Annotated in this window: 16 protein-coding genes; 12 read left to right on the top strand and 4 right to left on the bottom strand. The window is 74.0% G+C overall.

The features are described from left to right. Positions 1-4 precede the first annotated feature (4 nt). The 5 genes from K329_RS0106485 to K329_RS0106460 all read left to right on the top strand — a co-directional run bounded on the left by K329_RS0106485 (position 5) and on the right by K329_RS0106460 (position 5,496). Entirely contained in the window at positions 5-646 is a 642-nt protein-coding gene (locus tag K329_RS0106485) for a hypothetical protein (RefSeq protein ID WP_028472406.1), read from the top strand. Positions 647-853: 207 nt separating this feature from the next. Then, on the top strand, positions 854-1,867 hold the full coding sequence (locus tag K329_RS0106475; RefSeq protein ID WP_028472405.1) for an ABC transporter substrate-binding protein: 1,014 nt from the start codon (positions 854-856) through the stop codon (positions 1,865-1,867). A 43-nt stretch (positions 1,868-1,910) separates the two neighbouring features. After that, complete coding sequence (locus K329_RS25085; RefSeq protein ID WP_043642073.1) at positions 1,911-3,119, top strand: ABC transporter ATP-binding protein; 1,209 nt, start codon at positions 1,911-1,913, stop codon at positions 3,117-3,119. Next, the gene (locus K329_RS25080; RefSeq protein ID WP_157571588.1) at positions 3,116-4,930 is read left to right on the top strand and encodes an ABC transporter permease; all 1,815 of its coding nucleotides are present in this window, start codon (positions 3,116-3,118) and stop codon (positions 4,928-4,930) included. Before K329_RS25085 ends, K329_RS25080 begins: the two co-directional genes overlap by 4 nt. Further along, a complete protein-coding gene (locus tag K329_RS0106460) occupies positions 4,927-5,496 on the top strand; it encodes a nuclear transport factor 2 family protein (RefSeq protein WP_028472404.1) in 570 nt (189 codons plus the stop codon). The genes K329_RS25080 and K329_RS0106460 overlap by 4 nt, the downstream gene beginning before the upstream one ends. A 204-nt stretch (positions 5,497-5,700) precedes the next feature. Here the strand turns inward: K329_RS0106460 and K329_RS0106455 are convergent, their stop codons facing one another. The 4 genes from K329_RS0106455 to K329_RS0106440 form a co-directional block, all read right to left on the bottom strand. After that, positions 5,701-6,966, bottom strand: coding sequence for an MFS transporter (locus tag K329_RS0106455; RefSeq protein ID WP_028472403.1), 1,266 nt, complete (start codon positions 6,964-6,966; stop codon positions 5,701-5,703). Then, positions 6,963-8,219 (bottom strand): NAD(P)/FAD-dependent oxidoreductase, encoded by a 1,257-nt coding sequence (locus K329_RS25075; RefSeq protein ID WP_052336432.1) that lies wholly within the window; start codon positions 8,217-8,219, stop codon positions 6,963-6,965. Before K329_RS25075 ends, K329_RS0106455 begins: the two co-directional genes overlap by 4 nt. A 62-nt stretch (positions 8,220-8,281) precedes the next feature. Further along, complete coding sequence (locus K329_RS25070; RefSeq protein WP_043642524.1) at positions 8,282-9,913, bottom strand: FAD-dependent oxidoreductase; 1,632 nt, start codon at positions 9,911-9,913, stop codon at positions 8,282-8,284. Positions 9,914-9,973: 60 nt separating this feature from the next. Then, complete coding sequence (locus K329_RS0106440) at positions 9,974-11,233, bottom strand: cytochrome P450 (protein ID WP_028472402.1); 1,260 nt, start codon at positions 11,231-11,233, stop codon at positions 9,974-9,976. A 149-nt stretch (positions 11,234-11,382) separates the two neighbouring features. Here K329_RS0106440 and K329_RS0106435 point away from each other — a divergent pair, with 149 nt between their 5' ends. Genes K329_RS0106435 through K329_RS25060 form a run of 7 tightly spaced genes read left to right on the top strand, consistent with a single transcriptional unit; the run spans position 11,383 to position 18,206 of the window. Next, positions 11,383-11,574 (top strand): ferredoxin, encoded by a 192-nt coding sequence (locus K329_RS0106435; protein ID WP_028472401.1) that lies wholly within the window; start codon positions 11,383-11,385, stop codon positions 11,572-11,574. A 2-nt stretch (positions 11,575-11,576) separates the two neighbouring features. Next, positions 11,577-12,926, top strand: coding sequence for an acyclic terpene utilization AtuA family protein (locus tag K329_RS0106430; protein ID WP_028472400.1), 1,350 nt, complete (start codon positions 11,577-11,579; stop codon positions 12,924-12,926). Further along, positions 12,923-13,267, top strand: coding sequence for an AtuA-related protein (locus K329_RS0106425; RefSeq protein WP_028472399.1), 345 nt, complete (start codon positions 12,923-12,925; stop codon positions 13,265-13,267). Before K329_RS0106430 ends, K329_RS0106425 begins: the two co-directional genes overlap by 4 nt. Further along, positions 13,264-14,733, top strand: a complete 1,470-nt coding sequence (locus K329_RS0106420; RefSeq protein ID WP_043642072.1) for an aldehyde dehydrogenase family protein — start codon at positions 13,264-13,266, stop codon at positions 14,731-14,733. The genes K329_RS0106425 and K329_RS0106420 overlap by 4 nt, the downstream gene beginning before the upstream one ends. Next, positions 14,730-16,316 (top strand): AMP-binding protein, encoded by a 1,587-nt coding sequence (locus tag K329_RS0106415; RefSeq protein WP_169721571.1) that lies wholly within the window; start codon positions 14,730-14,732, stop codon positions 16,314-16,316. The genes K329_RS0106420 and K329_RS0106415 overlap by 4 nt, the downstream gene beginning before the upstream one ends. Next, positions 16,309-17,532 carry a CaiB/BaiF CoA transferase family protein gene (locus K329_RS25065; RefSeq protein WP_052336431.1) on the top strand — a complete coding sequence of 408 codons (1,224 nt, stop codon included), beginning with the start codon at positions 16,309-16,311 and terminating at the stop codon, positions 17,530-17,532. The genes K329_RS0106415 and K329_RS25065 overlap by 8 nt, the downstream gene beginning before the upstream one ends. 17 nt (positions 17,533-17,549) lie before the next feature. After that, the gene (locus tag K329_RS25060; RefSeq protein WP_043642070.1) at positions 17,550-18,206 is read left to right on the top strand and encodes an EthD domain-containing protein; all 657 of its coding nucleotides are present in this window, start codon (positions 17,550-17,552) and stop codon (positions 18,204-18,206) included. Positions 18,207-18,275 lie beyond the last annotated feature (69 nt).

The following is an 18,275-nucleotide window of genomic DNA, read 5'->3' as shown; positions in this document are numbered from 1 at the left end:
CCGGATGCCCACGCCCTCCCCGGGGCCCACGGTCGTCGTGGTCCCGCCCGCGCTCGCGCTGCTCCCCGAGCACGCGGGCCTCACCGACCCGGTGGCCGACCTCCGTGCGGCGGTGACGAGCGCCGTCCGCGACCTGCTCGACGCCCGCGACCCGCAGGCCGCCGGTGACGGGGCGCGGGTCGTCGCCCTGGCTGCCGGGCCGACCGACGACGACGTACGGCGCGGGGCGCCCGCGTCGGCCGGCGAGCGCGTCGCGGCGGCGCTGCTGGCGGGCACGCCGTACGAGGTCGTGACGTCGGTGCCGAGCGACGCCCGGGCGGTGCTGGTGCTGGCGAACGGCTCGGCCGCCCGCGGCGAGAAGGCGCCCGGCCACCTCGACGAGCGCGCGCACGCCTACGACGCCGACCTCGGTGCAGCCCTCGGTGCCGCGGGCGCCGGCCCCGACGCGGCCGCGCTGGCCGACCTCGACACCGCGCTCGGGGAGACCCTCTGGGCCGAGGTGGCGACGCTGCCCGCGCTGGGTGCGTACCTCGCGGCGCAGGAGGCCGCGGGTCTCGCGTGGTCGAGCGCGACGTCGTACGACGCCGACCCCTTCGGCGTGCAGTACTGGGTCGTGCGCCTGACGGCGACGCCGCCGCGCGGCTGACGCCCGCCCCGGCCGGTCGTCCGGTCCCCTCCGGCCCGCACGACTCGTGGAGGTCCATCCATAGGACCCCTATGGACGTCAATCTCTGCATATGATTATCCTGCTGGTGATACGCGTCACGCGGGCCGGCTCGGGTCCCTCCCGGCCGCCGGCTCCGCACCGGCGAGGTCCGCCTCGCCCGTCTCCGAGCAAAGGACGTCACCCGCCATGAAGCGCACGCCGATCGTCGCCACCGCAGCCGCCCTCGCCCTGGTCCTCGCCGGATGCGGGGGAGGCGGGGACGACGCCGAGGTCGTGACCGACGACTTCGACGCGCTCGTCGAGGCGGCCCAGGAGGAGGGTCAGCTCGACTGGTACTCCGACCTGCCCGAGGCCATCATCACCAACGCGGTCGAGGCCTTCGAGGCGAAGTACGACATCGACGTCAGCTACATCCGCAGCGTCTCCAGCCAGCTCGGCGGTCGCTTCGCCGGCGAGGCCGAGGCCGGCGACCCGCAGGCCGACTTCCTCAACATCGCGAGCCAGTCGTTCTTCCAGGAGGCCGTCTCGCAGGGCTGGTTCTCCGAGCTCACCGACGACACGGTCGACTCGCTCGCCGACTGGCCGACCGAGTACCTCTACGACGACACCTACGCGCTCATCAACGTGCAGCCGTTCGGCATCGCGTACAACACCGAGACGAGCCCGGTGCAGCCCCAGACGTGGGAGGAGGTCGCGGACGACCAGCTCCAGGGCCGGCTGATGATGGGCGACACCGCGGTCGTCGCCTACTCGGGCCAGTACCTCCACCTCAGCGAGACCCTCGGCGAGGACTACCTCTCCGAGCTCGGCGGCCTCGACCCGATCGTCGTCGACAGCCTCGTGCCCGGCACCCAGCAGATGGCGGCGGGCGAGGCCGACGTGGCCGTGCCGTCGCTGATGGCCGTCGTGCAGCCGCTCATCGACCAGGGCGCTCCGCTCGAGTTCGTGATCCCCGACGACACCACGGGCGTCAACCAGTACGGCGGGGTGGTCGAGGGCGCCGAGCACCCGAACGCGGCCCGGCTCTTCATGTCGTTCCTCCTGAGCCGTGAGGGCCAGGAGGTCATCACCGCCGGCATCGCCGCCTCGGTGCTCGAGGACGTGCCGGGCGCGCTGGAGCTGCCGGCCGAGTTCGCCCAGGTCTCCGAGACCGACATCAACGACCAGCAGGACGCCATCGACGAGCTGCTCGGCTTCTGAGCCGGACGCCCGCTCCGCGCACCGCCGTACCCGAGGAGTCCGCATGACCGCCACCGCCACCACCCGCCCCCGCGACGCCGTGGGGGAGACGTCGTCGGGATCCGGCCGCATCGAGATCCGGGGCCTGCGCAAGACCTACGTGCGCAACGACAAGACCGTCGTGCCCGCGATCGACGACGTCGACCTGGTCGTCGAGGCCGGCGAGTTCTGCGTGCTGCTCGGGCCCAGCGGCTGCGGCAAGACGACGCTGCTGCGCTGCCTGGCGGGGCTCGAGGAGCCCGAGTCCGGGGAGATCGTCGTCGGCGGCCGACCGTTCTACGCGTCGGACCGCAAGGTCTCGCTGACGCCGCAGCAGCGCCGGCTCGGGATGGTGTTCCAGTCCTACGCGCTCTGGCCCCACATGAACGTCGAGCGCAACGTCGCGTTCCCCATGACCACGCGCCGGGCCCGGGGCACCTTCGGCAAGGACGAGGTACGGCGCCGCGTGACGCGCGCGCTGGAGACCGTCGGCATCGGCGAGCTCGCCCAGCAGCCCGTCTCCGCGCTCAGCGGCGGGCAGCAGCAGCGGGTCGCGCTGGCCCGCGCCATCGCGTTCGGCAGCGACGTCGTGCTCTTCGATGAGCCGCTGTCGAACGTCGACGCCAAGGTGCGAGTGCAGCTGCGCCAGGAGATCCACGCGCTGCAGCGCGAGCTCGGCTTCACCGCGGTCTACGTCACCCACGACCAGGAGGAGGCGATGGAGCTCGCCGACGTGCTCGTCGTGCTCAAGCGCGGCAAGGTCGAGCAGGCCGGCCGACCCCGACGCCTCTACCGCGAGCCCGTCTCCCGCTACGTCGCGGACTTCGTCGGCACCGCCGACATCCTCGACGGCACCGTCGTGGGCCCGGTCGCGTCGGCCGACCCCGGCGAGGGGCCCCGGCTGGTCGAGGTCGCGACCGCGCTCGGCACCCTCACCGCCACGGCGCCGCCGGAGGAGGCCGGTGTCGCGCGCGAGGGCACGGAGGTCGGCGTCGTCGTCCGCGCCGAGGACTGGCGCATCACGCCCCCGCGCACGACCACGGACGGGCCGGGCGCGAACCGGCTCGTCGGCGTCGTGCGGGAGAGCGCGTACCTCGGAGCGTCCACGCAGTACCTCGTCGAGATCGCCGAGCAGGTCGTGCGCGTGCGCCCGCAGGGGTCGGCCGAGCTGGCGCCCGGGCAGGAGCTCGCCCTCTACCTCGAGCCCGGCGACCTCCACCTGGTGACGACGTGAGCGCACCCACCCTCGAACGGCCTGCCCCGGCCGCCCCGCCCCCGCGGGGTGGCGGGCGGCGCCGGCCCGACGGCTTCCGCGTGCTCGGGTGGGTCGTCTGCGCCGCGGTGTGCCTGACGATCCTCTACCCGATCGGGACGATCCTCATGGACGTCCTCGGGCTCTCGGACGAGCCGTCGATCGCCTCCGACGTCTGGGGCGAGGCGACGAGCGCGGAGGCGCTGGGCACCCTCGGCGGCACCGTCCTGCTCGTCGTGCCGGCCGGGATCGTCGCCCTCGCCATCGCCTCCCTGCTGGCGTGGATCAACGAGCGCACCGACGCCCGCATCGGGTTCCTCGCCGACATCACCCCGGTCCTGCCCATGTTCATCCCGCCGGTCGCGGGCGCCATCGGCTGGGTCTTCCTCGCCGCGCCCAGCGCGGGTCTCCTCAACGGCGCGTTCGAGGGCTTCTTCGGTCTGTTCGGGGCCGAGGTCGACGGGCCGTTCGACATCTTCACCTGGAAGGGCCTGTTCTTCGTCTACGTCCTCGACCTCGTGCCCTTCGCCTACATCACGCTCGCCGCCGGGTTCCGCAACCTCGACCCGGTGGCCGAGGAGGCCGCTCGCGTCTCCGGAGCCGGTCCGCTCGAGACCTTCCGGCGCGTGACGATGCCGAGCCTCGGCCCGTCGGTCGGCGGCGCCCTGCTCATCGTCATGGCCATCGGGTTCGCGCTGTTCTCGACCCCGGTCGTCATCGGCACCCAGGCCCGCGTCGACGTGCTCTCCATCGAGATCGTCGAGGCGATGACCCGGTCGTTCCCGGCCGACGAGGCACGGGCGCTGGGCCTCGGCCTGCTGCTCCTGCTCATGGTGACGATCGCCTGGCTGCTGCAGCGCCGGCTCGTCCGCAGCGGCGGCCACGCGACCGTCGGCGGCCAGGGCCTCAACTCGCAGCCGACCCGGCTCGGCCCGTTCAGGCACGTCGCGCGGGCCTTCACCGTGCTCTACCTGCTCGCCGCCACCGTGCTGCCGATCATGGCGCTGGTGATCGTCTCGCTGGAGAGGTTCTGGACCGCCGACGTGCCGTGGGGCGACCTCACCCTGGAGCACTACCGGGGCCTCTTCGACAACGACATCGTCACCGACGCGCTGCGCAACAGCGTGCTGGTCGGCGTCGCCTGCGCGACCATCGGCATGGTGCTGGCCGCGATCGTCGCCCGCATGACGCACGGCGAGACCTCGCGCTGGTCGGGGGTCGTCGAGGCGGTCACGCGCATCCCGGCCGCGGTCCCGATCCTCGTGCTCACGCTCGCGTTCATCAGTGCCTTCGTCGGCCCGCCGTTCGGCCTCGGCGGCACCACCGTGCTGCTCGTGCTGGCCTACACCGCGGTCTTCTTCCCGCACGCCGTCGTCAACGCGACCTCGGCCTTCGTGCAGGTCGGGCCCCAGCTGCGCGAGGCGGGCGCGGTCTTCGGCGTCTCGGAGGGGCGCTCGTTCCGCAAGGTGCTCGTGCCGCTGATGCTGCCGGGCCTCACATCGGGCTGGGCGTTCCTCTTCGTGTTGGTGGCGGGAGACGTCACGGTCGCCTCGCTGCTCGCCGGCACCGGCAACCCCGTCGCCGGCTTCGTCATCCTCGACCTCTACAACACGGGCACCTACCCGCCCCTGGCCGCGCTCGCCGTCGTCACCACCGCGCTCACCACGGTGGTCGTCTCGATCGCGCTCGGCCTGGCGCGCTGGCAACGCTCCCGCACGACGGGTGGCTCCACCCGCCGCCGTACGCCCCCGACCCCGACCGCCGCCATCTCGACAGAACAGGTGACCACATGACCACCGACCGCACGCCGCTCAGCGCCGAGCAGCGCCTCCAGCGCCTCGAGGACCGCGAGGAGATCCAGGAGCTCGGCATCCTCTACGGGTTCGTCATGGACGAGCGCGACGAGCCCGGCATCCGCCAGATCTTCACTGAGGACGCGCAGCTGCGCTCCCAGGACGGCGTCTTCGCCGCCACCGGCATGGAGGAGATCGTGACGACCTACCTGGGCCGCTTCGCCCAGCTCGGCCCCACGAACCACTTCTCGCACGGCCACGTCGTGCGCTTCGACGACGCCGACCCCGACGTCGCCCGCGGTCTGCTCGCCGGCCACGCCGAGGTCTCGCGCAACGGCGTCGCCATGCAGGTCGCGCTGCGCTACAAGGACGAGTACCGCCGCGACGGCGGCCGCTGGAAGTTCGCGTCGCGCCTGATGAGCTACATGTACTACCTGCCGTTCACCGAGCTGTCCGAGCTCGGCGACCGCGACAGCGTCCGGGCGTACGGCGACCACCGCCCCTCCGACTGGCCCGAGGCGCTGTACTCGCCCACCGGGAGCGCGTGGCTGCACGACTACCTCTGAGCGAGCCGGCACGTCTGCAACGCCGAGTTGTCGCGTCTGCACGACGTGACGGTGTCGAGTTGTCGCGTCTGCACGGGTGAGTCGGTGCAGACGCGAAAGCTCGGCGTGCTGGGGGCGTGCAGACGCGAAAGCTCGGCGTGCTGGGGGCGTGCAGACGCGACAGCTCGGCGTGCTGGGGGCGTGCAGACGCGACAGCTCGGCGGGTCAGGCTGAGTCGGCAGCCCGGGGGCGCTGGTCGTGGATCGTGCGCCCGGGGCGGTAGGCGACGACCGCGAGCAGCATCGCGACCGACAGCGCGAGCATCACGGAGTAGCCGGCGACGAAGCCGCCGGTGAGGTCGCGCAGGACGCCCATGACGAACGGCCCCATCGCGCCGGCGAGGAACGCGACGAGCAGGGTCATCGCACCCAGGCGGGCGGCGTCGGCCTGGGTCGAGGTGACGTCGACGATGAGCACCAGACCGAGGGTCGAGCCGCCGCCGACGCCCATGCCGAACAGCGTCATGCAGGGGATCGCCAGGCCCACCGGGTCGATCAGCAGCATCGAGATCCCGATGACGGTGCTGGCGACGACGAACCCGAGCAGCGGTCGCCGGTCGCGGGTGCGGTCGCTCAGCGCGGGCAGCGTGAGCATGGTGAGCAGCTGCACGACCTGGAAGAGCACGAACATGTTCGCGGCCTCCTGGCTCGTCTTGCCGAGGCTCACGTAGAGCGGCGTGATCCACGCCAGACCGCTGAAGCCGATGATCATCTGCGACGTCGAGAAGAGCGTCACCCACCAGGCGGTGCGCGAACGCCACGGCATCCGGTGGTCGACCACGACGGCGTGCTCCGGAGCGCTTCCGGTCGAGCCCCGCAGCGCGGGGGTGATGAGCAGCCACGCCGCGGCGGTGACCGCGGAGATGACGCCCCAGGTGGCGAGCGCGGGCCGCCAGCCGCCGAGGAGGTGCTCGAGGGGGACGGCGGTGCCCGCCGCGATCGCGACGCCCATCGCGAGGCCGGCGGAGTAGATGCCCATCGTGAAGCCCCGGATCGAGGGCACGTGGTGGCCGATCAGCGACGGCATGAGCGCCGAGGCGCCTCCCATGGCGGCACCGGCGAGGGCGACGGACGCGAACAGCAGCGGCGCGCCGAGGGGGACGAGGCGTACGACGCCGGCCACCGCCAGCAGCGCCATCATCAGGCCGGTCGCGACCTCGGCGCCGATGCGGGCGCCCAGCCGCTGCCCGAGCGGCGCGCAGAGCCCCATGAACACCACGGCGAGCGCGGTCAGCAGTCCCGCCGCGGTGCTGGAGAGGTGGAGGTCGCGGTTCATGTCGTCGAGCAGCGGCGGCACCGAGCCGAGGCTCGCCCGCAGGTTGAGGCCGATGGCGCCGACCAGCACGACGATCAGCCACGCGGGCAGCCGCGAGGGGCGGACCGTGGACCGCCCGTCGGCGGGGGCCGGTGCGGGTATCGGCGCCTGGCTCACCCGGCCGGCTCGAGGGTCTGCGCGGCGCGGGCGTCGACCACGGCCGAGCGGAACTCGAGCATCCGCTTGGGCAGGCCGAGCAGCACGACGCCCACGAGGGAGCCGTCGGGGGCGTGGAAGCCCAGGACCGCCTCGCCGGTGAGGTCGCCCTCGAGCACCCGCACGTCCGCGACCCCGAGGTGGGGGAGGCCGAACGACTGCATGCGCACGCCGTACTGCTCGCTCCAGAAGGACGGGAGCGGGGCGAAGCCGTCGCCCGGGACCGGCTCCCCGGCCAGCCCGGCGAGCAGGCTGGCGGCGGCGTGCGCCGACATGTCGGTCGGCATGCTCCAGTGCTCGATGCGGACGGCGTCGTCGCCGTACCCGCGCACGGGGAACCGCGCGACGTCGCCGACGACCACGACGTCGAGCACCGGGTCGCCACCGCGCAGCGGGTGGAGGCCGTCGTCGCAGAGCACGCCGTTCGTGAGGTCCAGCCCGAGGCCGGCCAGCGGCTCGGTGTTCGCCTGGGAGCCGACGGCCTCGACGACGACGTCGGCCGCGACGCGCGCACCGCTGTCGAGCACGACCTCGAGGTGCTCGCCGGCGTCCTCGATCGCCGTGACGACGCGGCCCAGCGCGAAGCGCACCCCGTGGCTCTCGTGGCGGCGCTGCACCTCCCGGCCGAGGACCGCGCCGACCGGCCGCTCGAGCGGCGTCGGGAGCGGCTCGACGACGGTGACGTCGCAGCCCAGGGTGACGGCCGTGGCCGCCACCTCGCAGCCGATGAACCCGGCGCCGACGACGACGACCCGCGAGCCGGGTCGCAGCTCGGGGGCGAGGCGCTCCGCGTCCTCGAGGGTGCGGATGGTGTGGCGCCACGACAGCTCACCGGCGAGGTCGAGGCGACGGGCCCGGACGCCCGCGGCGTAGACGAGCCCGTCGTACGCGAGCGTGCTGCCGTCGTCCAGCGTCACCGTGCGGGCGTCGAGGTCGACGGTGGTGACCCGCACGCCGAGCCGCCACTCGACGTCCGCCGTCGTGGGCCGCTGCCGGAAGGGGAGCTTCTCGCGGGTGGTGGTGCCGCGCAGCACCTCCTTCGACAACGGGGGGCGGTTGTACGGCGGGTGCTCCTCGTCGCCGACCACCACGAGGCGGCCGACGTGGCCCGCGGCGCGCAGGCGCTCGCAGGCGCGGAGACCGGCGAGCCCGGCGCCGACCACGACGATCGTGGCCTCGGCGGGGGAGGGGGCGGTGGGGACTGTCGGGGCCATCGGGCGGGTCCTTCCGTGAACGGGTCGGGCGCCGGGTGGACCGGTCGCCGGGGAGAGGGGGGTCAGCGGGCGGCGGCGCGGCCGGCGCGGTAGCCGAAGACCATGGCGGGCCCGAGGGTGCCGCCGGCGCCGCCGTAGACCATGCCGGTGGGGCCGGCCATCGCGTTGCCGGCCGCGAAGAGGCCCTCGATGCGGTCGCCGTCGACGTCGAGCACGGCGCCGTCGACGTCGGTGCGCGGTCCGCCCTTGGTGCCGAGGGTCGAGCCGACGAGCTCGACCGCGTAGTACGGCGCCTGGTCGAGCGGTCCGAGCGTGGCCCCGACGCCGGGGTACTGCGTGCGGTCGCCGCACCAGCCGTCGTACGCGCTGTCGCCCCGGTCGAAGTCGTCGTCGTGGCCGGCCGCGGCCATCGTGTTCCAACGCTGCACGGTCTCGTCGAGCGCCCGGGCGGGCACGCCGATCAGCCCGGCGAGCTCGGCCAGCGAGCCGGCGCGGTGGATGAAGTCGGGCACCGGGGTGCCGGGGGCGTTGCCGAAGCAGCCGTAGCGCTGGACGAAGCCCTCGTCGAAGACGAGGTGGGCCGGCTGGTTGACGTAGCGGAAGCGCGTCGGGTCGAACGCGTGGAAGGCGCCGCCGAGGGCGTTGTAGTTGGCCGCCTCGTTCGTGAAGCGGCGGCCCTGGTCGTTGACCACGATCGAGCGGGGGAGCGTGCGCTCGCGCAGGACCAGGAAGACGTTGCTGCCGCCGTCGGCGCGCTCGCCGGGCAGCTCGACGACCGGCACCCACCACGCCTCGCGCATGTTGCCGAGCCGGGCGCCGACCCGCATGGCCATCCGCAGCCCGTCCCCCGTGTTGGTCGGCACTCCGGCGGGCGAGCGCACCGGGCCGCGGAGGAAGTCGCGCACGAGCTCCGCGTCGTACTCGAAGCCGCCCGTGGCCAGCACGACCGAGCGGGCGCGCACGGTGCGCACGCCGTCGGGGCCCTCGACCTCGACACCGACCACCCGGTCGGCCTCGACGACCTGCCGGGTCGCCCGTGCCCGGGTCTGCGGGACGACGCCCTGCTCGAGGCAGCCCGCGAGCAGGCTGCCGACGAGGGCGCGGCCGAGGCCCTCGAGCCCGGACTCCTCGCGGCGGGCGAGCTCGTCGGCGGCCAGGACGCCGGTGCCGCCGCCGGTGGGCGTGTCGGAGACGTTCATGCGGCGCGGTGCGCCGACGACCCGGTCGACCCAGGTGGGGATCGCATCGTACGAGAACAGCACCGGCTCGATCGAGCGGCCGCCCGTCGGCTTCCCGCCCGGGTGCTCGGGGTGGTAGTCGGGGAAGCCGGGCACGAGCCGGAAGTGCACGGGGGTGTCGGCCTCGAGCCAGTCGAGCATCTCGGCGGTCGTGTCGACGAGGGCCTCGGCGAGCTCGGGCAGGATCAGCCCGTGCGAGAGCGACTCGAGGTAGTCGAGCCCCTCCTGGCGCGAGTCCGCCACGCCCGCCTCGGCGGCGTAGCGGTTGGCCGGCAGCCACACGACCGCGCTGGAGAGCGCCGTCGTCCCGCCGACCTTCTCGCCCTTCTCGAAGAGGCCCACCGACGCACCCGCGTGGGCCGCGGCCAGGGCCGCCGTCAGGCCGGCCGCCCCGGTGCCCAGCACCACCACGTCGTACGCGTCGTGCTGCTCCTGCGCGGGGCGGCCCTCGGGCATCTCGGCTCCTCGTACGACGCTGGGTCGCGCGCGGCGCGGCTCAGAGGTGGTGGCGGACGGTCACTTCTCGGTGGCGGCGAGCGGGTCGCCCTCGAGCACGCGCGGGCCGGGGGTGAACGTCGCCGGGATCGCCTGCCAGCCGGTGTTGGTGCCCTGGTGCGGGTAGGGCTCGAGCGCGTCGAGGTCGACGACGTAGTCGCCCATGCGGCCGAGGATCTGGCTGAGCAGCTCCTTCGCCATGGCGCGGCCGAGGTGGGAGCCGGCGCAGCGGTGCGCGCCGATGCCGAAGGCGGTGTGGCGGTTGGGCCAGCGCTCGATGTCGACCTCGTCGGCGTCCTCGAAGTGACCGGCGTCGCGGTTGGCCGACGACCACGCGATGAGCACGCGGTCGCCCTCGTGCATGTCGACGCCCTGGAACTCGACGTCCTTCGTCACCGTGCGGGCGAGGCCCTGCGTGGGGGAGAAGAAGCGGAGGAACTCCTCGATCGCCCGCTCGAGCTTGTCGGGGTTCTCGATGAGGTCGGCGCGCACGTCCTGGTTCTTGTAGAGCCACACGACGGTGTTGGAGACGAGCGAGGCGGTCGTGCCGACGCCGCCGGAGAGCAGCAGGTCGACGATGGCGAACACCTCGTCGGCGGTGATCGGGCGACCGTCGACCTCCTGGCCGGCCAGGTAGCTGATGATGTCGTCCTTCGGGTCGGCCATCCGCTCCGCGATGACGCCCTTCGTGACCTTCTCGAGCATCGGCAGGTCGACGTTGACGGCCTTGTCGAACTCGGGGGTGCCGGGCACCGCGACGAGCAGCGCGTGGAAGGCGAACGCGTAGGTCTTCCAGTGCTCGATCGGCAGGCCGAGCCAGTCGACCGTGACGATGGCGGGCACGCCGATGACGGAGGTCAGGTCGGCCTCGCCGACCTCGATGATGTCGTCGATGAACGCGGTCACGAAGTGCTGGACGATCTTCTCCATGCGCTCGACGGCGGCGGGAGCGGTGATCGGGTTGATCAGCTTGCGCCACTTCTTGAAGTCGGGCGGGTCGATCTCGATCGGGATGTGGAACGGGGCCGGCGTCTTCGGGATGACCACCGAGAGGCCCTCGCCGCCGTAGCTGTTGCGGGCCGAGGAGAAGGTGTAGTCGTCGCGCGCCGCCTCGAAGACGGCGTCGTAGCCGGAGAGGACCCAGTAGCCTCCGTGGGCGTCGGACCACGCGACGGGGTGCTCCTCGCGCAGCGCGCGGTAGGAGCCAGCAGGATCGGCCGAGTGCTCGTCGGAGTTGTGGTCGAAGTCGACCACGGGGGCGCGGTGGGCCGTCTCGGTCATCGGTCTCGTCCTTCGTCTCGGGGCGTGCGTCCTGGGGTCCGCGAGGGACTTCCCATGAATGTGATCATGGTTATACTCGATTCGCTCGCTGTCAAATGGATCACACCATTTCCAGGGCGCACCGGAGACCGAAATCGAGGAGGAACCCCATGCACGTGAAGGTCGACGACGACCGCTGCCAGGGCCACGGCCTGTGCCGCATCAGCGCCCCCGACCTCTTCTTCGCGCGCGAGGAGGACGGCAACGCCTACGTGAAGGACGAGCTCATCCCGGCGGGCCAGGAGGACGAGGCGCAGCTCGCGGCGGACAGCTGCCCCGAGCTCGCCATCGAGGTCGACTGAGCGTGGCCGCCGACGCGCGGCGCCCCCCGGCCCTCCTCTCCCTCGGGGCGGGCTCGGCGTACGCCGACGACCGGCTCGACTCCGTCGCGGCCATGGCCGCGAGCGGGCGGGTCTCCTACCTCGGCTTCGACTGCCTGGCCGAGCGCACCATGGCGCTCGCCCAGGTACGACGCCGGCAGGACCCCGCGAGCGGGCAGGACCGACGGATCGCCGCGCTGGTGCCGCTGCTGCGCGACTACCTCGCCGCGGGCGGCAAGGTCGTCGGCAACTTCGGCGCCGCCAACCCCGACGCCGCGCGTGACGACTTCTCCCGCGCGCTGAAGGAGGTCGAGCTGCCGGGCGTGCGCATCGGCGTCATCCACGGCGACGACGTGCGCGACCTGGTGCACGAGCTCGACGCCGACCTGCCCGAGCTCGGCACGACCGTGCGCGCGCTCGGCGACCGGGTCGTGTCGGCCAACGCCTACCTCGGCGCGGGCGGGATCGTCGACTGCCTGCGCGAGGACGCGCAGATCGTGCTCGGCGGGCGGCTCGCCGACCCCTCCCTCTTCGTGGGCCCGATCTGCCACGAGCTCGGGTGGGACCTCGACGACTGGGACCGCGTCGGCCACGCCACCCTCGTGGGCCACCTGCTCGAGTGCGGGGTGCACTCGACCGGCGGCAACTACGAGGACCCGCCGTACCGCGTCGTGCCGGACCCCCACCACCTGGGCTTCCCGATCGGCGAGGTCTCCGACGGGTCGGTCGTCGTCACCAAGCTCCCGGGCACCGGCGGCGCGGTCGACGCCATGACGATGAAGACCCAGCTCTACTACGAGATCCACGACCCGGCCGCCTACCTGACGCCCGACGTGACCGCCGACTTCACCGGCCTCGACGTCGACGACCTCGGTGGCGACCGCGTCCGCATCTCCGGCGCACGGGGCACCGCCTGGCCCGAGACCCTCAAGGTGCTCGTCGGGATCGACCAGGGCTGGCGGGCGACGGGGGAGATGTCCTACGCCGGCCCCGGCTGCGTCGAGCGGGCCCGGCGCGCGGAGGAGGTCGTGCGGGCGCGGCTGGCGCCGTACGCCTCGCAGATCGACGAGATGCGCGTCGACCTCGTGGGGATGGACTCGATCCTCGGCGACCGCCTGCGCGGGGGCTACCCCGCCGAGGTCCGGCTGCGGCTGGCGCTGCGCAGCACGTCGTACGACGTCGCGCGCACCGCCGCGCACGAGACCGAGCTGCTCTACTTCGGCCCCGCCGGCGGGGGCGGCAACACCAGCTCGGTGGTGCCCGCGCTCGGCGTCACCCCGGCGTACGTGCCGCGCGACCTCGTGCCGGTGCGCACGGAGGTGGGGGTCGCGTGAAGCTCCGCGAGATCGCCGCCAGCCGCTCGGGCGACAAGGGCGACGTCAGCAACATCTGCGTCTTCGTCTACGACGAGGCCGACTACCCGCTGCTCGTCCAGCACCTCACCGCCGACCGCGTGCGCGACCACTTCGGTGCGCTCGTCGAGGGCAGCGTCGTGCGCTACGAGCTGCCCCGGGTGCACGGCCTCAACTTCGTGCTCGACCGCGCCCTGGGCGGTGGCGTGTCGATGACCCTGCGCGCCGACCCGCACGGCAAGGCCTTCCAGTCCCTCGTGCTCGACATCGACCTGCCCGACCGCGCCCCCACCGGGGCAGCGGCCGGCGAGGAGACCGCATGACCCTGACGCTCCCCGACAGCTCGACCACGACGTACGTCGACGGCACCTGGCGGGAGGGCCGGGGCGCGTCCTTCACCAGCGTCGACCCGGGTACGGCGGCCACCCTCGCGACGTGGACCGGCTCCGACGTCGAGCAGGCCGGCGAGGCCGTGCTCGCCGCGCGCCGCTCGTTCGACGCGCGCGTGTGGCGTGGCCGCTCGCCGCAGGAGCGGGCCGGGGTGCTGCGGCGCCTGGCCGCCCTCATGGAGGAGCACCACGAGGAGCTGGCGCAGCTCGTCACCGCCGAGGTCGGCTCGCCGATCGCCCTGGCGCGGAGCCTGCAGACCGCGACGCCCGTCGTGAACGTCCGCTGGGCCGCCGACCGGGCCGAGGCCGGGCCCCGCGGCGGCTACCGCGAGGAGCTGCCGCCGCTCGAGCTGCCGTTCCCCGCCGCCAGCGTGCTGCTGCGGGAGCCGATCGGCGTCGTCGCGGCGATCACGCCGTACAACTACCCGATCAACATGATCGCCTGGAAGGTCGCGCCCGCGCTGGCCGCCGGCTGCTCGGTCGTGCTGCTGCCCTCGCCGCGCGGCACGTTGTGCACGCTCGCGTTCGTGCGGCTCGCCGAGGAGGCGGGGGTGCCCGCGGGCGTGCTCAACCTCGTCACCGGCGGACCCGAGGTCGGGCAGCTGCTGTCGTCGCACGAGGCGGTCGACATGGTGACCTTCACCGGCTCCAACGCGGTGGGCGAGGCCGTGATGACGGCGGCGGCGCCGACGAACAAGAAGATCGTGCTCGAGCTGGGCGGCAAGTCGCCCACGGTCGTGCTGCCGGGCGCCGACCTCGACCGCGCCGTCGGGCCGTCGATGCTGCGGTTCTGCCGCAACGCGGGCCAGGGCTGCGGCGCCACCACGCGCATCCTCGTGCACCGCGACGACGCCGAGGCGTTCGTCGCGAAGGCCGTCGCGTTCCTCACCGACCACGTGCCCACGGGCGACCCCACGCTGGCCACGACGGAGGTCGGCCCGCTCATCTCGGCCGAGCACCGCACCCGGGTCGAGGGCTACCTCGAGCGGGCGGTCGCCGGCGGCGCCCGGGTGCTGGTGGGAGGCACCCGTCCCGAGGGCCTCGACGGCTGGTTCCTGATGCCGACGCTCGTCGACGGGGTCGGCGCCGACGATGAGATCTGCCAGGACGAGCTCTTCGCGCCGATCGCCGCCGTGCTCGTCTACGACACGGTGGACGAGGCCGTCGCGATCGCCAACAACAGCCGCTACGGCCTCAACGCCCTGGTCTGGGGGGAGCCGGAGGAGGCCCTCGCGGTCGCAGGGCGGCTCGAGTCCGGCACCGTGGCCGTCAACGGCGGGGGAGCCGGTCGCCCCGACGTGCCGTGGGTCGGGGCCAAGCAGTCGGGCGTCGGCATGGAGATGGGCGAGGACGGCTTCGCCGAGTTCTTCACCGTCAAGCACCTGCAGTGGCCGCTGTGAGCGCCCCGGTCGCCGCTGCTCCGGTCGCCGCTGCCCCGGTCGCCGCTGCTCAGGGCCGCGACGTCGGCTGGCTGGTCGAGACGTGGGCCCGCCGCACGCCGGACCGGCCCTTCCTGCTCTGGTCGCCCTTCGACGGCGACCCCGGTCGCTGGACCCGCCGCGAGTTCGCCGCCGACGTCGACCGCATCGCCGGCGCGCTGCACGCCCACGGGCTGCGGCCCGGCGAGCGGTTCGCCCTCGTGCTGCCCAACGGTCCGGCGTTCCTGCTCACCTGGGCGGCGGTGGCCTCGCTCGGGGCGGTCGCGGTCTGCCTCAACCCGCGGCTCTCGCGCGACGAGCTGACCTACGCGCTGGGCCACAGCGAGGCCGTCGGCGTGCTCACCACGCCCGACCGGGCCGACAACGTGGCCCTGGCCGCGCCCGCCGCGCGGCTCTACGTCGACGGCGCCTGCGGTGCGGCCCGGGGCACCTTCGCGGGGCTGCTGGCCGGGGACCCCGCGCCGTACCCGCGCGGTGTGGCCCCCGGCGCGCCCGCGAGCATCCAGTACACCTCCGGCACGACCGCCCGGCCGAAGGGCGTCGTCTGGTCGCAGGCGAGCGCGCTGTGGGCCGGGCAGGTCGGCGCCGCCCACCAGGGCCTCGGGCCCGGCGACGTGAACCTCGTGCACCTGCCGCTGTTCCACACCAACGCGCTCTCCTACTCCTTCCTCTCCACGCTGTGGTCGGGCGGTGCGCTCGTGCTGCAGCCGCGGTTCTCCGCGAGCCGGTTCTGGCCGACGGCGGTGCGGTACGGCGCCACCTGGTCGTCGGTGGTCTCCTTCTGCCTGCGGGCGCTCGAGGGCCACGACGTGCCGGAGCACCACCGCTTCCGCGGCTGGGGCAACAGCGCGGTCGTCACCCCGTCGGCGGCCACCGGCGGCGTCGGCGCGATCGGCTGGTTCGGCATGACGGAGACCGTCACGCACCCCCTTGTCAGCGACCTCCACCACCCGGGGGCCGCGGGCTCGATGGGGCGGGCGGCGAGCGAGTACGACGTGGCCGTCGTCGACGATGAGGGCCGCCCGGTGGTCCCCGGCGGCGACGGCGAGCTGCGCGTGCGCGGCGTGCGGGGGGTCTCCCTGTTCTCGGAGTACCTCGGCGACGCGGCGGCCACCGCCGCGGCCTTCACCGCCGACGGCTGGTTCCGCACCGGCGACCGCGTGCGGCTCGACGAGGGGGGCGACCTCTGGTTCGTGGAGCGCGACAAGGACGTGCTCAAGGTGGGCGGGGAGAACATCGGCGCCCCCGAGATCGAGCGGGTGCTGCGCGGGGTCGCCGGGGTCGACGAGGTCGCGGTCGTCGGCCGGCCCGACCGGATGCTCGGCGAGGTGCCCGTGGCGTTCGTGACGGCCCGGTCGGGGGAGCGGGTCTCCGTCGAGGCGGCCACCGCCGCCTGCGCCGAGCTGCTGACCGACTTCAAGCGGCCGCGGGAGATCCGCGTGGTCGACGACCTGCCCCGGTCGACGCTGGACAAGGTGGCGAAGGCGGTGCTGCGCACGCAGCTCGCCGAGGAGACGGCCGTGCTGGAGGACGCCCGTGCCTGAGGCGCAGGAGGAGACGGGCCCGGGCGGGCCGCTCGCCGGCGTCCGCGTGGTCGAGCTGGCGGGCATCGGGCCCGGCCCGTTCAGCGTGATGCTGCTCGCCGACATGGGCGCCGAGGTGGTGCGCGTCGACCGCACCGGACCGCCGAGCGCCGACTACACCCCCAACCCGGTGATCGAGCGCGGGCGCCGCTCGATCGCGCTCGACCTCAAGTCACCCGACGGCGTGGCGGTGCTCCTCGACCTCGTGGCGACCGCCGACGTGCTGGTCGAGAGCTACCGGCCCGGGGTGGCCGAGCGGCTCGGCGTCGGGCCCGACCGCTGCCTGGCCGTGAACCCGCGGCTGGTCTACGGGCGCCTGACGGCGTGGGGCCAGGACGGGCCGCTCGCGCAGGTCGTCGGCCACGACATCAACTACATCGGCATGACCGGGGCGCTGCACAGCATGGGTCGTGCGGGGGAGCGGCCCGTGCCGCCGCTCAACCTCGTCGGCGACTTCGGGGGCGGCGCCGCGTCGCTCGCGTTCGGCGTGGTCTGCGCGCTCCTCGAGGCCCGGACGTCGGGCCGCGGCCAGGTGGTCGACGCCAACGTGCTCGAGTCGACGTCGACCCTCATGGGCCTCGTGCACGGGCTGCGCGCCCAGGGCCGCTGGTCGACCGAGCGGGGCACCAACCTGCTCGACACCGGGTGCCCCTACTACGACGTCTACACGTGCGCCGACGGCCGCTGGGTGGCCTTCGGCGCGATCGAGGAGCGGTTCTTCCGCAACGCGCTCGGCGTGCTCGGCCTCACCGATCCCGACCTGGTCTCCGCCCACAAGGACCGGACCCGCTGGCCCGCCCTGCGGGCCGCCCTCACCGACGCCTTCGGGGGCCGCGACCGCGACGACTGGACCGCCGCCTTCGAGGGCGTCGAGGCCTGCGTCTCGCCGGTGCTCGACCTCGACGAGGCCGCCGCCCACGAGCACGCCGTCGCGCGGGCGGCGTACGCCGAGGTGCCCGGCGTGCCGCCCGGCAGCCCGGTGCGCCAGCCCGCCGTCGCGCCGCGGTTCAGCCGCAGCCCCACGCCCGTGCCCGGCGCGGCCCCCGGCCCGGGGCAGGACAGCGCGGCGGTCCTCGCCCAGCTCGGGTACGACGCGGCCCGCGTCGCCGCCCTCGTCGACAGCGGTGCCGTCGGCACCCCCCACTCCGCCGGTTCCCCCCGATCACCCCGTTCCTAGGACCCCTGGAGGTCTCCGTGCTCACCCGCATCGGCATGGCGCCGCGACGTGCCGGCCTCACGACCACCGCGTTCGTCGACCACTGGCGCAGCGCGCACGCCGACGCAGCCGGTGCCATCCCCGGCCTGCGCGGCTACGTGCAGCTGCACCCCGTGCTGGTCGACGGCCGACGGCCCTTCCCGTACCTGGGGGTCGACGCGTGCTCGCTGCTGGACTTCGACACCGTCGCCGAGATGGAGGCCGGTTTCGCGTCGGCGCACTACCAGGGGGCGGTGCGGGCCGACGAGGAGCAGCTGGTCGACAAGTCGGGCTTCTCGGTGATGCTCACGGAGGCCGCGCGGCACCGACCGGTGCCCGACGGTGCGGTCGCGGTGGCGACCCTGCTGCGCCGCCACGTCGCCGTACCCGTCGAGGAGTTCCGCGACGCCGCCGCGGAGGCGTGGCCCGCGCGCACCGACGGGCCCGGGCACGAGCAGTACTGGGCGACCGGCGGGGTCGGCACGGGCCGGTACGGCGACGCGGCCGACCTGCTCGACCTGCGGGCCTTCGGGTCGGTGGAGGAGGCGGTCGACCACGTGCTCGGCGAGGGCGAGGGCCTGGCCGAGGACCTGCGCGTCGCCGGCCTCACCCTCGGCAACGCCCGGGCGCTCGTGCGCACGCACCGGGTCGTCTGAGCACCCGCTGCCCCGACCTCTCGAAGCGGATTGCTCTAGTCCGGTTCCGGGGCTACTGTCGAACGATCG

Source organism: Nocardioides alkalitolerans DSM 16699 (assembly GCF_000426525.1).
In the GTDB taxonomy this organism is placed as follows: domain Bacteria; phylum Actinomycetota; class Actinomycetes; order Propionibacteriales; family Nocardioidaceae; genus Nocardioides; species Nocardioides alkalitolerans.
This window is presented reverse-complemented; position numbering and strand designations above follow the sequence as displayed.

Bases quoted from the DNA above. Each gene is read 5' to 3' on its own strand.
- K329_RS25085 (WP_043642073.1), top strand. From the start codon at position 1,911: ATGACCGCCACCGCCACCACCCGCCCCCGCGACGCCGTGGGGGAGACG.
- K329_RS0106460 (WP_028472404.1), top strand. From the start codon at position 4,927: ATGACCACCGACCGCACGCCGCTCAGCGCCGAGCAGCGCCTCCAGCGC.
- K329_RS0106475 (WP_028472405.1), top strand. From the start codon at position 854: ATGAAGCGCACGCCGATCGTCGCCACCGCAGCCGCCCTCGCCCTGGTC.
- K329_RS0106435 (WP_028472401.1), top strand. From the start codon at position 11,383: ATGCACGTGAAGGTCGACGACGACCGCTGCCAGGGCCACGGCCTGTGC.
- K329_RS0106485 (WP_028472406.1), top strand. From the start codon at position 5: ATGCCCACGCCCTCCCCGGGGCCCACGGTCGTCGTGGTCCCGCCCGCG.
- K329_RS25070 (WP_043642524.1), bottom strand. From the start codon at position 9,913: ATGCCCGAGGGCCGCCCCGCGCAGGAGCAGCACGACGCGTACGACGTG.
- K329_RS0106440 (WP_028472402.1), bottom strand. From the start codon at position 11,233: ATGACCGAGACGGCCCACCGCGCCCCCGTGGTCGACTTCGACCACAAC.
- K329_RS0106420 (WP_043642072.1), top strand. From the start codon at position 13,264: ATGACCCTGACGCTCCCCGACAGCTCGACCACGACGTACGTCGACGGC.
- K329_RS25075 (WP_052336432.1), bottom strand. From the start codon at position 8,219: ATGGCCCCGACAGTCCCCACCGCCCCCTCCCCCGCCGAGGCCACGATC.